The 15392-nt window shown below is 70.9% G+C and carries 10 protein-coding genes and 1 tRNA gene; all 11 read right to left on the reverse strand.

Annotated features, from left to right (window positions below; all coding sequences use genetic code 11):
- Position 1: 1 nt before the first annotated feature.
- The 11 genes from ABT238_RS02160 to ABT238_RS02210 all read right to left on the reverse strand — a co-directional run bounded on the left by ABT238_RS02160 (position 2) and on the right by ABT238_RS02210 (position 15264).
- Entirely contained in the window at positions 2-661 is a 660-nt protein-coding gene (locus ABT238_RS02160; protein WP_350561864.1) for a vWA domain-containing protein, read from the reverse strand.
- Positions 662-694: 33 nt separating this feature from the next.
- The gene (locus tag ABT238_RS02165) at positions 695-1210 is read right to left on the reverse strand and encodes a hypothetical protein (protein WP_350755263.1); all 516 of its coding nucleotides are present in this window, start codon (positions 1208-1210) and stop codon (positions 695-697) included.
- Positions 1207-2574: a methyl-accepting chemotaxis protein gene (locus ABT238_RS02170; RefSeq protein WP_350755265.1), complete on the reverse strand. Its 1368-nt coding sequence runs from the start codon at positions 2572-2574 to the stop codon at positions 1207-1209. The genes ABT238_RS02165 and ABT238_RS02170 overlap by 4 nt, the downstream gene beginning before the upstream one ends.
- Before the next feature lie 219 nt (positions 2575-2793).
- Entirely contained in the window at positions 2794-3534 is a 741-nt protein-coding gene (locus ABT238_RS02175; RefSeq protein ID WP_350755267.1) for an SIR2 family NAD-dependent protein deacylase, read from the reverse strand.
- A 156-nt stretch (positions 3535-3690) separates the two neighbouring features.
- A tRNA-Met gene (locus tag ABT238_RS02180) sits at positions 3691-3764 on the reverse strand.
- A gap of 136 nt (positions 3765-3900) precedes the next feature.
- Positions 3901-7794 (reverse strand): DNA-directed RNA polymerase subunit beta', encoded by a 3894-nt coding sequence (locus tag ABT238_RS02185; protein ID WP_350561856.1) that lies wholly within the window; start codon positions 7792-7794, stop codon positions 3901-3903.
- Between the two features lie 101 nt (positions 7795-7895).
- Entirely contained in the window at positions 7896-11372 is a 3477-nt protein-coding gene (rpoB, locus tag ABT238_RS02190; protein ID WP_350561854.1) for a DNA-directed RNA polymerase subunit beta, read from the reverse strand.
- Positions 11373-12070: 698 nt separating this feature from the next.
- Positions 12071-12454, reverse strand: coding sequence for a 50S ribosomal protein L7/L12 (rplL, locus tag ABT238_RS02195; protein ID WP_350561852.1), 384 nt, complete (start codon positions 12452-12454; stop codon positions 12071-12073).
- 90 nt (positions 12455-12544) lie between these two features.
- Entirely contained in the window at positions 12545-13108 is a 564-nt protein-coding gene (rplJ, locus tag ABT238_RS02200; RefSeq protein WP_344342466.1) for a 50S ribosomal protein L10, read from the reverse strand.
- A gap of 361 nt (positions 13109-13469) precedes the next feature.
- A complete protein-coding gene (locus tag ABT238_RS02205) occupies positions 13470-14339 on the reverse strand; it encodes an SCO4651 family lipoprotein (protein WP_350561850.1) in 870 nt (289 codons plus the stop codon).
- A gap of 106 nt (positions 14340-14445) precedes the next feature.
- Positions 14446-15264, reverse strand: a complete 819-nt coding sequence (locus tag ABT238_RS02210) for a hypothetical protein (protein ID WP_350561848.1) — start codon at positions 15262-15264, stop codon at positions 14446-14448.
- Between the last annotated feature and the right edge of the window lie 128 nt (positions 15265-15392).

Genomic DNA, 15392 nt, shown 5'->3' on the forward strand with positions numbered 1-15392 from the left:
CTCAGAGCTTGTCGAGCGAGACGGAGGTGAACCCGGGCACGTGGTCGTCGACCTGCAGGCTCATGCCCTGGCCGGCCTCGGTCGCCCCGCTCACCGAGCGGACGATCGAGCGGGTCAGACTGGCCGCGAACTCCCGCAGCGCGACCGCCACGTCGGCGTTGCCGTCCTCCTGCATGAACGCCTTGAAGGTCGCGACGTGCGCGATCACGCTCCGGTCGGCCTGGCCGATGCCGAAGGCGATGATGTGCGGCCGGAAGGCGGCGGCCAGCAGGTCCTGGTACGGCCGGTCCCAGTCGGAGTCGGTCGGCACGCCGTCGGAGAGGAAGAAGACCACCGGGCGGTAGACGTCGTGGCCGTCCGCCTTCAGCGCCTGCACGTCCCGCTCGATCGCCTGGCGGAGCAGGCCGAAGGCGTTGCCGAAGGAGGTGAGGCCGGAGGCCTCCAGGGCGGGCAGTTCGTCGAGGTCGCTGAGGTCGACCAGCGGCTGCAGCTCGTGGGCGTCGGTGGAGAAGCCGATCAGCCCGAACCGGGTCTTGTCGGCGATGGTCGGGTTGGTGCTGATCTCCTGGTGGAGGTCGAACAGGGCCTTGTTGAGGGTGTCGATGTCGGCGCTCATCGACCCCGACTCGTCGCACACGGCGTAGAACGGGAGGATCTGCACGGAACTTCTCCTTGGATTGGCCGGCGGGCAGGGTCAGCCGGTGTAGAAGTAGATCTCCAGCGAGGCGTGCCGGGGGTTGTCCGCCAGCGAGATGAAGTCCCGCGTGGTGGTGCCCCGGAACATCTCCGGACGGGCCTGCGCCAGCAGGCCGTTGACGGTGTGGGCGTAGGCCTGGCCGGCGCCCGGGTCGCGGTTGCTGCCGAAGGTGAGGACCACGGCGGCCTGCCGGCCGGTGTACCGCTCGGTGGCCGCGCGGATCTGCGCGGCCAGGCCGGCCGTGTCCGAGGAGTCTCCGGAGACGTCGACGGTGACCGGGTCGTGCTCGACGCCGCGCGGCCCGGTCGGGGTGGGCGTGGCGCTGGGCGCGGCGGTGGCGGTCGCGGTGGCACCCGGGGTGGCGGTGGGCGCGGCGGCCCGCTCGGCGGCCACCGGGTCGCCCTGGTCGCCCATCGCGACCAGGGCGAGCACGAGCAGCATGTCGGCGAACAGCCAGCCGGCCAGGTGCACGCCCCGGATCCGCGGCCGGGCCGTCCGGAAGCGGCCCCTCATCGGCCCTGCCCGTGCACCGGCACCTCGTCCAGCTCCAGCAGGGTCCGGTCGTCGGCTTCGGCGGCCGAGGCGGCGGTGGCGGCCGCAGCCGTGCCCCGGGACCGCGCGGTGCCCCCGTCGGGACCGGGCCCGGACGCCGTCTTCACCATGACGACGCCCGCCTCGCCGGGGTGTCCGGCCGGCCCGGCCCCCTCCGGGCGGGCCGCCGCCGCGACCCGGTCGGCCAGCATCGCGACGTCCCGGGCCAGCCCGTCGAGCCGCTCCAGCACCTGCCCGCTGACGTCGGCCACGGTCTCCGCGCCGGTGGTGAACCCGCGCTGGGCGACCGCGAGATCGCGCACCGCCTCCTCCACCCGTTCGCCCGCGCCGGCGAGTTCGGCGCCCACCCGGTCGGCGGCCCGCCGGACCAGCTCGGCCGCGTCGGTGAGCTGCTTCCCGCCCCGGTGGACCAGGTTGTCGGTGGCCGCCGCGCCGTCCCGGACCGTCTCGGCGAGCCGGTCGCCGCTGTCCCGCACCGCCCGGCCGACCCCGTCGACCGCCTGGCCGATGCCGTCCACCGCCTTCTCGACGCCGTCGACGGCCCGGCGCAGCGGGTCGACCGCCTCGCCCGCCTCGGCGAGGCGCTGCTCGGCCCCGGCGACCGAGCGCTCGACGGCCAGCGCGGCCTCGCTCAGCTCCCGCTGGGTGTCCGCGGCCTGGCGGCCGAGCCGCTCCAGGGTCTGCGCCGCGCCGGTCAGCTCGGCCGCGAAGCGCTGCGGCGTGGAGCGGCGGCGCTCGTTCAGCACCAGCTGGGCGCGGGTGAGCACCGGCGCCAGCTCCGCCAGCAGGTCCTCCGCCTCGCCCTCGGCCGCGGCCTCGCGGCGCTCGGTGCCGGCCCGGCGCACGCCGTGCGCCACCGAGAGCGCGAGCAGCAGCGTGATGAACAGGGTGGCGGACAGCGCGACGTCGCCGAAGGTGGCCCATCCGGGCAGCCGGCCCTCGAAGCCGGTCTGCCAGAGCTGGAGGAACGGGCGCTCGGCCTGCCGGGCGTCCGCGCCGATCAGCGCCCGGTAGGCGCTGGTGGCCTGCATCAGTCCGCCCCAGGTGACCAGCAGAGGGACGAACACCAGGGCGCCCAGGGCGACTTCGGCCCAGGACCAGAACCTCGGCTCGGGGCGCGGCCGCACCGCGGCCCGCACGCTCTCCGGCCGCACGAAGCTGTGCACCAGGTCGAGTTCGGCCCACGGGTCGAGGTCACCGGCGCCCGAGAGCGCCAACCCCAGCTCACGGAGCTCCTCCTGACGATCCACCAGGCCGGGCCGGTCCGCCAGCGCGCGCAGCTCGCCCCCGATCGCGTGGCGGTCCAGCAGTCGGCCTGAGGTCATGAGGGCTCCTTCGTACGCGCCGCCGCGGAGCGGGGGACGCCCCTGGCCGGTGCGGCGCTCAGGCGCATGCGCCCGTGCGGCCTCCCCCGGTGGCCGGAAACCGGCCACGCCGCTCCGCGCGGCAGCGTAGCGCAGAACAGGCCACCGGGAGCGGCGAGTTCGGAACCCGGTCGGCGATTCGTCCGCGAACCCGGCGCCCTCCCGAGGGCCCGGACGGCCTCAGGCGTACCGGGCGACCAGCCGGCGGACCAGGGCCGGCAGGGCGGCGGAGATCGGTTCGCGGACGACCTCCTCGGCGGCCTCGTCGAACGGCGTCGGCTCGCCGTTCACGATGATCAGCCGGGAGCCGGTCTTCACCGCGTTGTACGGCAGCGCCGCCACCGGGAACACCTGCAGGCTGGTGCCGACCGCGATGAACAGCTCGCAGGCCTGGCTGATCGCGTCCGCCCGCCGCAGCACCTCCGGGTCCAGCTGCTCGCCGAACATCACGGTGCGCGGCCGCAGGATCCCGCCGCAGGCCCGGCACGGCGGATCCGCCCCGCCCGCCGCGACCCGCTCCAGCGCCTCCTCCATCGGCGCCACCGCCCGGCACTCCACGCACTGCACCTCCCGTGCGGTGCCGTGGAGTTCGAGCACCTTGCGGGGCGTCTGCCCGGCCCGCTGGTGCAGCCCGTCGACGTTCTGGGTGAGCACCCGCACCGGCAGCCCCGAGTGCTCCAGCCCGACCAGCGCCCGGTGCCCGGCGTTCGGCTCGGCGGCCAGGGCGCCCGTCTCGGCGCGCAGCCGCCAGGCCCGCCGGCGGACCTCCGGGTCGGAGAGGTAGGGGCCGATGGTGACCAGCCGCTGCGCGTCCGGGTCGCGCTGCCAGAGCCCGTTCGGGCCGCGGTAGTCGGGAATGCCCGAGTCGGTGGAGATCCCGGCGCCGGTGAGGACGGCGATCAGCGGGCGCTTCGCGTTCATGCCCCGGACGGTACGGCCGGCGCGCTCCGGCCGCCACCGATAGATCGACCGTCCCGCGGCTGTCCCGCCGGACCGGTTTCCGGCCCTCCCCCGCACGGGGAGCCGGGGAACGCCGAAGGGCCCGGAGGTTAGATGCCTCCGGGCCCTTCGATGCAGTAGCGGGGACAGGATTTGAACCTGCGACCTCTGGGTTATGAGCCCAGCGAGCTACCGAGCTGCTCCACCCCGCGTCGGTAAACACGATCTTACGCGACCTCGGCCGGAATCCCTAATCGGCTTCCGCCCGCCCCGGAACGCCGCCCCCGCAACGCCGCAGGGCGGCCACCCCGGGAGGGGGTGGCCGCCCTGCGGACGGGAACCTTCGACTCAGCCGGTGTACGGGCCGTAGTCGTAGTCGTCCAGCGGGACCGCCTGGCCGGAGCCGGCGCCGAAGGGCGACAGGTCGTAGTCGTCGTAGCCGACGGCCGAGTACATGGCGGCCTTGGCCTCCTCGGTCGGCTCGACCCGGATGTTGCGGTAGCGGGGCAGACCCGTACCGGCCGGGATGAGCTTACCGAGGATGACGTTCTCCTTGAGGCCCAGCAGCGGGTCCGACTTGGCGTGGATCGCCGCGTCGGTGAGCACCCGGGTCGTCTCCTGGAAGGAGGCGGCCGACAGCCAGGACTCGGTGGCCAGCGAGGCCTTGGTGATACCCATCAGCTGCGGACGGCCGGAGGCGGGGTGACCGCCCTCGGAGACCACGCGACGGTTCTCCTGCTCGAAGCGGCCGCGCTCGACGAGCTCGCCCGGGAGCAGCTCGGCGTCGCCCGACTCGATGATCGTCACGCGGCGGAGCATCTGCCGGATGATGATCTCGATGTGCTTGTCGTGGATCGACACACCCTGCGAGTTGTAGACCTTCTGGACCTCGGCGACCAGGTGGACCTGGACGGCACGCTGGCCCATGATGCGCAGGACGTCGTGCGGGTTGGTGGCACCCATGGTCAGCTTCTGGCCGACCTCGACCGCCTCGCCCTCGCTCACCAGGAGCTTGACACGCTTGGAGACCGGGTAGGCGATCTCGTCGGTGCCGTCGTCCGGGGTGACGACGATCTTGCGGGTCTTCTCGGTGTCCTCGATGCGGACCCGGCCCTGCGCCTCCGAGATCGGGGCCACACCCTTGGGGGTACGGGCCTCGAAGAGCTCGACGACACGCGGCAGACCCTGGGTGATGTCGTCACCGGCCACACCACCGGTGTGGAAGGTACGCATGGTCAGCTGGGTACCGGGCTCACCGATGGACTGGGCGGCGATGATGCCGACCGCCTCACCGATGTCGACCAGCTTGCCGGTGGCCAGCGAACGCCCGTAGCACATGGCGCAGGTGCCGACGGCCGACTCACAGGTCAGGATCGAGCGGGTCTTGACCTCGGCGATGCCGTGGCGGATCAGCTCGTCGATCAGCACGTCACCGAGGTCGGTGTTGGCGGTGGCCAGCAGCTTGCCGTCGACGGTGATGTCCTCGGCGAGCATGCGGGCGTAGACGCTGGTCTCGACGTCGTCGGCCTTGCGCAGCACGCCGTCGGCGCCCACGGAGCCGATCGCCAGCTTCAGGCCGCGCTCGGTGCCGCAGTCCTCCTCGCGAATGATGACGTCCTGGGAGACGTCGACCAGACGACGGGTGAGGTAACCGGAGTCGGCGGTACGCAGGGCGGTGTCCGCGAGACCCTTACGGGCACCGTGGGTGGAGATGAAGTACTCCAGCACGGAGAGACCCTCACGGAACGACGCCTTGATGGGTCGCGGGATGGTCTCGTTCTTCGCGTTGGACACCAGACCACGCATACCGGCGATCTGGCGCATCTGCATCATGTTTCCACGCGCGCCCGAGTCGACCATCATGAAGATCGGGTTGGTCTTCGGGAAGTTCGCGGCCATGGCGTCCGCGACCTCGTTGGTCGCCTGGGTCCAGATGCCGACGAGCTCCTGCTTGCGCTCGTCGTTGGTGATCAGACCGCGCTCGTACTGCTTCTGGACCTTCTCCGCCTTCGCCTCGAAGCCCTCCAGGATCTGGGGCTTGCTCGGCGGGACGATGACGTCCGAGATCGAGACGGTGACACCCGAACGGGTCGACCAGTGGAAGCCGGCCGCCTTCAGGTTGTCCAGGGTCGCCGCGACGGTGACCTTGGGGTAGCGCTCGGCCAGGTCGTTGACGATCGCGGAGAGCTGCTTCTTGCCCACCTCGTAGTCGACGAACGGGTAGTCCTCGGGCAGCAGCTCGTTGAAGAGCGCGCGGCCCAGGGTGGTCTTCAGGCGGAAGGACTCGCCCTCGAACCAGGAGGACTGGCCGTCCTCGTCCACCGGCGGGGTCCAGCCGCGGGGCGGCACGGTGCCGATGGGCAGGCGCAGCTCGATCGGGGCCTGGACGTCCAGCTCGCGGGCGTCGAAGGCCATGATCGCCTCGGCGGTCGACGAGAAGGTGCGGCCGGCGCCCTTCACGTTGTCGCGGTCCGAGGTGAGGAAGAACAGACCGAGCACCATGTCCTGGGTCGGCATGGTGACGGGGCGACCGTCGGCCGGCTTCAGGATGTTGTTCGAGGACAGCATCAGGATGCGGGCCTCGGCCTGCGCCTCCGCGGAGAGCGGCAGGTGGACGGCCATCTGGTCACCGTCGAAGTCCGCGTTGAACGCGGTGCAGACGAGCGGGTGGATCTGGATGGCCTTGCCCTCGACCAGCTGCGGCTCGAAGGCCTGGATGCCGAGGCGGTGCAGGGTGGGCGCGCGGTTCAGCAGGACCGGGTGCTCGGCGATGACCTCTTCGAGGACGTCCCACACGACCGGGCGGGCGCGCTCGACCATGCGCTTGGCCGACTTGATGTTCTGCGCGTGGTTCAGGTCGACCAGGCGCTTCATCACGAACGGCTTGAAGAGCTCCAGCGCCATGGCCTTGGGCAGACCGCACTGGTGCAGCTTGAGCTGCGGGCCGACGACGATGACCGAACGGGCCGAGTAGTCGACGCGCTTGCCGAGCAGGTTCTGGCGGAAACGACCCTGCTTGCCCTTCAGCATGTCGCTGAGGGACTTCAGCGGGCGGTTGCCCGGGCCGGTGACCGGACGGCCGCGGCGGCCGTTGTCGAACAGCGCGTCGACGGCCTCCTGGAGCATGCGCTTCTCGTTGTTCACGATGATCTCGGGCGCGCCGAGGTCGAGAAGCCGCTTCAGGCGGTTGTTGCGGTTGATGACGCGGCGGTACAGGTCGTTCAGGTCGGAGGTCGCGAAGCGGCCACCGTCCAGCTGCACCATCGGACGCAGGTCCGGCGGGATGACCGGGACGCAGTCCAGCACCATGCCGTTGGGCTTGTTGGTGGTCTGCAGGAACGCGGAGACGACCTTGAGGCGCTTCAGCGCACGGGTCTTCTTCTGGCCCTTGCCGGTGCGGATGATCTCGCGCAGGCGCTCGGACTCCTCCGCCAGGTCGAAGGTCTCCAGGCGGTCCTTGAGGGCCGCCGCGCCCATCGAGCCGGAGAAGTAGGTGCCGAAGCGGTCGCGCAGCTCGCGGTAGAGCAGCTCGTCGCCCTCGAGGTCCTGGACCTTGAGGTTCTTGAAGCGGGCCCACACCTCGTCGAGGCGGTCGAGCTCGCGCTGCGCGCGGTCGCGCAGCTGCTTCATCTCGCGCTCGGCGCCCTCGCGCACCTTGCGGCGCACGTCGGCCTTGGCGCCCTCGGCCTCCAGCTCGGCCAGGTCGGTCTCGGCCTTCTTGGCACGGGCCTCGAGGTCGGAGTCGCGGCGGTTCTCGATCTGCTGGCGCTCGACCGAGACGTGCGCCTCCAGGGACGGCAGGTCGCGCTGGCGGCGCTCGTCGTCGACCCAGGTGATCATGTAGGCGGCGAAGTAGATGACCTTCTCAAGGTCCTTCGGCGCCAGGTCGAGCAGGTAGCCGAGGCGGGACGGCACACCCTTGAAGTACCAGATGTGGGTGACCGGGGCGGCCAGCTCGATGTGGCCCATCCGCTCACGGCGCACCTTGGCGCGGGTCACCTCGACGCCGCAGCGCTCGCAGATGATGCCCTTGAAGCGGACGCGCTTGTACTTACCGCAGTAGCACTCCCAGTCCCGGGTGGGGCCGAAGATCTTCTCGCAGAAGAGGCCGTCCTTTTCGGGCTTCAGGGTGCGGTAGTTGATGGTCTCCGGCTTCTTGACCTCGCCGTGCGACCACTGGCGGATGTCGTCGGCGGTGGCCAGGCCGATGCGGAGCTCGTCGAAGAAGTTGACGTCAAGCACTGGTCGTCAAGCCCTCTTTCGTAAGTCGAGAGTCGTTCGTGTGGTCTGAGGGGGGCCTGGGGGCGGGCCGGCTGCTCAGCGGGCAGCCGGCCCCACCTCCGTCAGACCTCTTCGACGCTGCTCGGCTCGCGCCGGGACAGGTCGATGCCGAGCTCCTCGGCGGCGCGGAAGACGTCCTCGTCGGAGTCCCGCATCTCGATGGACTGGCCGTCCGAGGACAGCACCTCCACGTTGAGGCAGAGCGACTGCATTTCCTTGATGAGGACCTTGAAGGACTCGGGAATGCCGGGCTCGGGGATGTTCTCGCCCTTGACGATGGCCTCGTAGACCTTCACGCGGCCGAGAACGTCGTCGGACTTGATGGTGAGCAGCTCCTGCAGCGCGTACGCGGCGCCGTATGCCTCAAGGGCCCACACCTCCATCTCACCGAAGCGCTGACCACCGAACTGCGCCTTACCACCGAGCGGCTGCTGGGTGATCATCGAGTACGGACCGGTCGAGCGGGCGTGCAGCTTGTCGTCGACCAGGTGGTGCAGCTTGAGGATGTACATGTAGCCGACCGAGATCGGCATCGGGAACGGCTCGCCGGAGCGGCCGTCGAACAGCCGGGCCTTGCCGGTGGAGTTCACCAGGCGCTCGCCGTCACGGGTGAGCGTGGTGTGGTCCAGCAGACCGGTGATCTCGTCCTCGCGGGCGCCGTCGAAGACCGGGGTGGCGAGGTTGGTGCCACCCTCGACGCTGTCGGCGCCGATCACCTGCAGGCGCTTGGCCCACTCGTCGGCGAGGCCGGAGACGTCCCAGCCCTGCTTGGCGAGCCACCCGAGGTGGATCTCCAGGACCTGTCCCGGGTTCATTCGGGACGGGACGCCCAGCGGGTTGAGGATGATGTCGACCGGGGTGCCGTCCTCCAGGAACGGCATGTCCTCGACCGGCAGGATCTTGGAGATGACGCCCTTGTTGCCGTGACGGCCGGCGAGCTTGTCACCGTTGGTGATCTTGCGCTTCTGGGCCACGTAGACGCGGACCAGCTGGTTGACACCCGGGGGAAGCTCGTCGCCCTCCTCGCGGTCGAACACGCGCACGCCGATGACCTTGCCGGACTCACCGTGCGGGACCTTCAGCGAGGTGTCGCGGACCTCACGTGCCTTCTCGCCGAAGATCGCGCGGAGCAGGCGCTCCTCCGGGGTCAGCTCGGTCTCGCCCTTCGGGGTGACCTTGCCGACCAGGATGTCGCCGGTGACGACGTCGGCGCCGATGCGGATGATGCCGCGCTCGTCGAGGTCGGCGAGGACCTCCTCGGAGACGTTCGGGATGTCCCGGGTGATCTCCTCGGGGCCGAGCTTGGTGTCACGGGCGTCGACCTCGTGCTCCTCGATGTGGATCGAGGAGAGGACGTCGTCCTGCACGAGGCGCTGCGACAGGATGATCGCGTCCTCGTAGTTGTGGCCCTCCCACGACATGAACGCCACGAGCAGGTTCTTGCCGAGGGCCATCTCGCCCTCGTCGGTGCACGGGCCGTCGGCCAGCACCTGGTTGACCTCGACCCGGGCGCCCTCGTCCACGAGCACCTTCTGGTTGAAGGCGGTGCCCTGGTTCGAGCGGGTGAACTTGGCGGCGCGGTACGTGGTGTACGTGCCGTCGTCGTTGGCCACGGTGACGTAGTCGGCCGAGACCTCCTGGACGACACCCGCCTTCTCGGCGGTGATGACGTCGGCGGCGTCGACGGCGCAGCGGTACTCCATGCCGGTACCGACCAGCGGGGCCTCGCTCTTCAGCAGCGGCACCGCCTGGCGCATCATGTTCGAGCCCATGAGCGCGCGGTTGGCGTCGTCGTGCTCGAGGAACGGGATCATGGCGGTCGCGACCGACACCATCTGGCGCGGCGAGACGTCCATGTAGTCGATCTCGGTGCCCGGGATGTAGTCGATCTCGCCACCACGGCGGCGGACCAGGACGCGGGGCTCGGCGAAGTGCAGGTCCGCGGTCAGCGGGGCGTTCGCCTGGGCGATGACGTAGCGGTCCTCCTCGTCGGCGGTCAGGTAGTCGACCTGCTCGGTGACCACGCCGTCGACGACCTTGCGGTACGGGGTCTCGATGAAACCGAACGCGTTGACCCGGCCGTACGAGGCCAGCGAGCCGATCAGACCGATGTTCGGGCCTTCGGGGGTCTCGATCGGACACATGCGGCCGTAGTGCGAGGGGTGCACGTCACGGACCTCGAAGCCGGCGCGCTCACGGGAGAGACCGCCGGGGCCGAGGGCGGACAGACGGCGCTTGTGGGTCAGGCCCGACAGCGGGTTCGTCTGGTCCATGAACTGGGACAGCTGGCTGGTGCCGAAGAACTCCTTGATGGAGGCGACGACCGGCCGGATGTTGATCAGGGTCTGCGGCGTGATCGCCTCGACGTCCTGGGTGGTCATGCGCTCGCGCACGACGCGCTCCATACGGGCGAGACCCGTACGGACCTGGTTCTGGATGAGCTCGCCCACGTTGCGCAGGCGGCGGTTGCCGAAGTGGTCGATGTCGTCGACCTCGACCACGATGTCGCGGCCGGTCTCGTCACGCCAGTCGACCTCGCCGGCGTGCAGCTTGACCAGGTACTTGATCGCGTTGATGATGTCGGGCTCGGTGAGCACACCGGAGTCCAGCGACTCGGCGTTGCCGAGCTTGCGGTTCACCTTGTAGCGGCCGACCTTGGCGAGGTCGTAGCGCTTCGGGTTGAAGTACAGGTTCTCCAGCAGCGTCTGCGCGGCCTCGCGCGTCGGCGGCTCGCCCGGACGCAGCTTGCGGTAGATGTCCAGCAGCGCGTCGTCCTGGCCCTGGGTGTGGTCCTTCTCCAGGGTGGCGCGCATCGACTCGTACTCGCCGAACTCCTCGAGAATCATCTCGTTGGTCCAGCCGAGCGCCTTGAGCAGCACGGTGACCGACTGCTTGCGCTTGCGGTCGATGCGGACGCCGACCATGTCGCGCTTGTCGATCTCCATCTCCAGCCAGGCACCACGCGAGGGGATGACCTTGCAGGAGTAGATCTCCTTGTCGGAGACCTTGTCCAGGGTGGAGTCGAAGTACACACCCGGGGAGCGGACGAGCTGCGAGACGACGACACGCTCGGTGCCGTTGATCACGAACGTGCCCTTGTGGGTCATGAGCGGGAAATCGCCCATGAAGACCGTCTGAGACTTGATCTCACCGGTCTCGTTGTTGGTGAACTCGGCCGTGACGAAGAGCGGGGCCGCGAACGTGAAGTCGCGGTCCTTGCACTCGTCAATGGAGTTCTTCGGCGGCTCGAAACGGTGGTCGCGGAAGGTCAGGGACATCGACCCACTGAAGTCCTCGATCGGGGAGATCTCCTCGAAGATCTCCTCCAGACCGGACTTGGTGGGGACGTCCAGACCGTTCTCCAGCGCCTCCTCGACGCGGGACTTCCAGGCCGCGTTGCCGAGCAGCCAGTCAAAGCTCTCGGTCTGCAGGGCCAGGAGGTTCGGGACCTCGAGGGGCTCCTTGATCTTCGCGAACGAGACGCGGAGCGGGGCGGTGGATGCGGCGGAATTGTTCGAGGCGTTGCGCGGCGCGGCCAAGAGGGGGGTCCTTCCGAGGGCTCGGAGCTCACTACGCGCGTACCAGCCGGGCCTTCACGGGCTTGGTCCCGCCTCCTCGCCACTGGCCTCTGCCGAGGTCGAAACCCCAGGTCAGAGCCGCTTTGCGGAGGCGATGCCAGACCCCTTCAGGGCAACGCCGACTCCGGGCGACGAGTCACGGAGCAGCTAACAGGCAGCGCAAAGGGACAGTGTAGCCAAAGGCGACACTGCTGTCCAGCTCTGATTCGGAAACCGAATCGGAGACTCCTCCCGGTAGCCGTCGGGCGCGGACGCCCGCCGGGTACTGCATCGGCCCGGACTCGCCGGGCCCCACGACTCACGTGGAGTCACTTCCCTCCGGAGCCGCCGGTTATGCATCCGGCGGCGGACCAACCGGGCGGACTCGCGCCTTGAGAATCGCGCGCCGTGCCAGGTTCGTCAAGGGCCCGCCTCCGGCGCGGACCTCGACCCCTCCATCGCGCCGGACCACCCCGGCGTTACAGAAGCCGTGGTCGGGGCCGCACCCGATGACAGCGATCACCATACCCGGCCGCACCGACAGTGCCGAGTGGGCGTTCGGCCACACCGGTGTGTCCGGCGCCGGCCCCGCCGCCCGCACGCGGGTACGAAAAAGGCCGGGCCGACCACCCGCAAGGGTGATCGGCCCGGCCCGCAGCCCCCTCAGAGGGGGCGGAGAGTCACTTGACGGTGACCTTGGCGCCGGCGCCCTCGAGGGCAGCCTTGGCCTTCTCGGCAACGTCCTTGGCAACCTTCTCCAGGACCTTGGCACCAGCGGTGTCAACGAGGTCCTTGGCCTCCTTCAGGCCGAGGGAGGTCAGGGTGCGCACCTCCTTGATGACCTGGATCTTCTTGTCGCCGGCCGACTCGAGGATGACGTCGAACTCGTCCTGCTCCTCGGCAGCGGCCTCGGTGGCGACCGGGCCGGCGATGCCGGCAACGGCGACCGGGGCGGCAGCGGTGACGTCGAACTTGTCCTCGAAGGCCTTCACGAACGCGGCCAGCTCGATGAGGGTGAGCTCCTCGAACTGCGCGAGCAGCTCGTCCTGGGTCAGCTTCGCCATGATTGGCGTCCTTCCACTAAATCGGCAGGTGGTGCCGGATGTACGGGTTGGCGGGCGTACGGGCCCGCAGCGAGGCAAGGCCCCGGCCGATTACTCGGCCGCGGTCTCCTCGGCGGCGGGAGCCGGCGTACCGGCACCGCCCTGCTCGACCTTGTCGCGCAGCGCGTCCACGGTGCGGACGAGCTTCGACGGCAGGGCCTGGAAGAGCGCGGCAGCCTGGGACTGCTTGGCCTTCAGGGCACCCGCCAGCTTGGCGAGCAGCACCTCGCGGGACTCGAGGTCCGCGAGCTTCTTGATCTCGTCGGCGGACAGCGCCTTGCCGTCAAGGACACCGCCCTTGATGACGAGAGCAGGGTTCTCCTTGGCGAAGTCACGCAGAGCCTTCGCCGACTCCACCGGGTCACCGGTGACGAAGGCGACAGCCGTCGGACCGGCGAACAGGTCGTCCAGCTCCGTGATCCCGACCTCGTTGGCCGCGATCTTGGTCAGCGTGTTCTTCACCACGGCGTACTGGGCGTTGTCACCCAGCGAGCGACGCAGGGTCTTGACCTGCTTCACCGTGAGACCGCGGTACTCGGTCAGCACAGCCGCGTTCGAGCCACGGAAAAGCTCCGTGATCTCGGCGACGGCGGCAGCCTTGTCGGGCCTAGCCATAGGCGTACGCCTCCTTCCGTGATGTCGAAGTCGGGCCGACCGCGAGAGTCGACCATTCGCGCCTCGAACCACCGGACGGAGGAAAGCCCCTGCGGAAAAGCAGATGAGCCCCGGTGCGCAGGCGCACGGGGCTCGGCGTGAACTCGACGGATCCACGTGCGGGGCACGCGACCCGGAGGTCAAAGCTCCAAACAGTCCTGCGCGGGCTGCCTGCGCGCGAAGCGCAGGTCCTTCGGTCGCGCACTCCCTTGCGGGTGCACGGCGACAACCAGCGGTCTTTGGCTTGGGTAACACTAGCCGGACGCCGCCGTCCGGGGCAAATCGCCCCCGGCCGGCGCCCGGCGGGCCGGGCCCGGCGGGCTCAGCGGGCCAGCGGGGAGACGCTGCGGGTGCCGGTGTCCACGGTGTCCGACTCCGCCGGGGCCTGCACCGAGAGCGGGCCGCCGGGCTCGGTGTAGACCACCGAATCGTCCAGCCGGCCGCTGTCCCCGGTGCCGGTGCGCTCCATCCGGACCAGCTGGTCCTTGTCGTTCAGCCAGAGGTCCAGGGTGAGCGAGGCCGAGCCGCCGGGGGCCAGCGCGGTCCGCAGGCCCTCCCGGCGGGCCCCGCTGAGCTGGGTCTGCGCCGCCGCGTAGCGGGCCGCGTCGGTGGTCACCCGGTAGTGCTCGACCGTCGAGTCCTCGAACTTCTCCTCGCCGACGTACTGGGCGGTGGTCCCGTCGGCGGTCGCGGCGGCCAGCGCCACCACCGGATTGAGCAGGTCGATCAGCCCCGCGTAGGGGATCTCCCGGTGCCCGTCCGGGCCCTGCGGCCCGGCGAACCGCTCCCAGTGCCTGCCGCCCTGCCGGGCCGCGGTGGCCGCGTCACCGCCCTCGTAGGCGACGGTGTCCACGACGATCAGCTGCTCGGCGGCGGCCGGGGTGGAACGTTTGACCTGGAGCGCGGTCTTCGGCTGCCAGAACAGCGGCCCGGAGCCGGCGTCCGCGCCCAGCCGGTAGCTCACCTTGGCCCGGCGGGCGGTCTGCATCGCCAGCTGGGAGGAGAGCAGCACCCCGTGCGGGGAGCGGTCGGTCGGCTTGGCCGGCCAGGTCGGCGAGGCGCTGCTGGGCGTCGGCGTCGGGGAGCCGGGCGCGCTCGACGAAGGGGACGGCTCCGGGGTGCCGGCCGAGCTGCACCCGGCAGCCAGCACCGCGACGGTGACCACCGCCGCCAGCCGCTGCCGCACCGCCATCCACGCCTCCCCGTCCGAACACTGCGTCCCGCCCACCTTGCCACCCGGCCTCGCGCGGCCCGGTGGCACCCCCCGCCACTCGGCCGCACGACCCGCCGCGCGGCCCCTACGGCACCGGCGTGGCGGAGGGGTCGGCCGACGGCTCGGTGGCGGTCTCGGCGCCCTCGGCGACGTCCGTGGTGGTCACCACCGCGCCGGCCGCGCCGCGGACCGTGGAGCGCACCCGCAGCAGCCGGTCCCCGGGGGCCACCCAGAAGTCGTACTCGAGCGTGCCGACCCCGTTCCGCTCGTAGTAGCCGAGCAGTTCGGTCAGCCGGGCGGGGCTCAGCCCCTCGTCGGCGCCGAAGTAGTCCGCCGGTGACGCGGTGCCGCGGTAGTGCGCGACCGTCCCGCCGTTCAACTGCTCGCCGCCGAGCGGGGTGAGCTTGCCGGCGAGCGCCATCGCGCGCGCCGGGCCGCCCGGGTTGGACAGCAGGCCGGTGATCCAGCCGCCCGCCCAGCCGGCCGTTCCGTTCGCGCCGTTCGCCGCCGCCCGCGGGTCCAGCGACTCCGCCCCGGCCCGCTCCGCCGTCCTGGACGCCGCTCCCGGGTAGCCGAGCTCCAGCGCGCCGTTCCGGCCCTGCAGCCGTCCGGTGCCCAGCTCGTCGGTGACGGTCAGCTCGGCCGTGTCGTGGGCGCCCCAGGAGAGCGCCCCGTCGGCGCTGCGCCGCCCGGCCGGGCCCTCCTGGACCACCTGGACCCTGGCCCCGCCGGCGTCGTCCAGCCGCTGGGAGGCGGACAGCAGCACCTGCCGGGGCGGGCGCACGGTGGGGCGGTCGCTGATCGGGGTGCGGTCACCGGAGACGGCCAGCACGCTGCAGGCGGTCAGGCCGGCGGCGAGCATCAGCAGGGCCGCCCCCTTGGCGGCGGGGCGAAGGGCGGGCACGGCACTCTCCGGCGGTCGGACGGCGGCGCCCCCTGGGGGCGGGAGCGCGCGGGCGGACCGGGCGAGCGTACGACGGACCGCGGGCCGGTTCCCCCCGCCGGGGGTATCGATCGGGAAACGACGGCGGG

Origin of the sequence: Kitasatospora sp. NPDC001527, from assembly GCF_040298605.1 — a bacterium.
Classification (GTDB): Bacteria; Actinomycetota; Actinomycetes; order Streptomycetales; family Streptomycetaceae; genus Kitasatospora.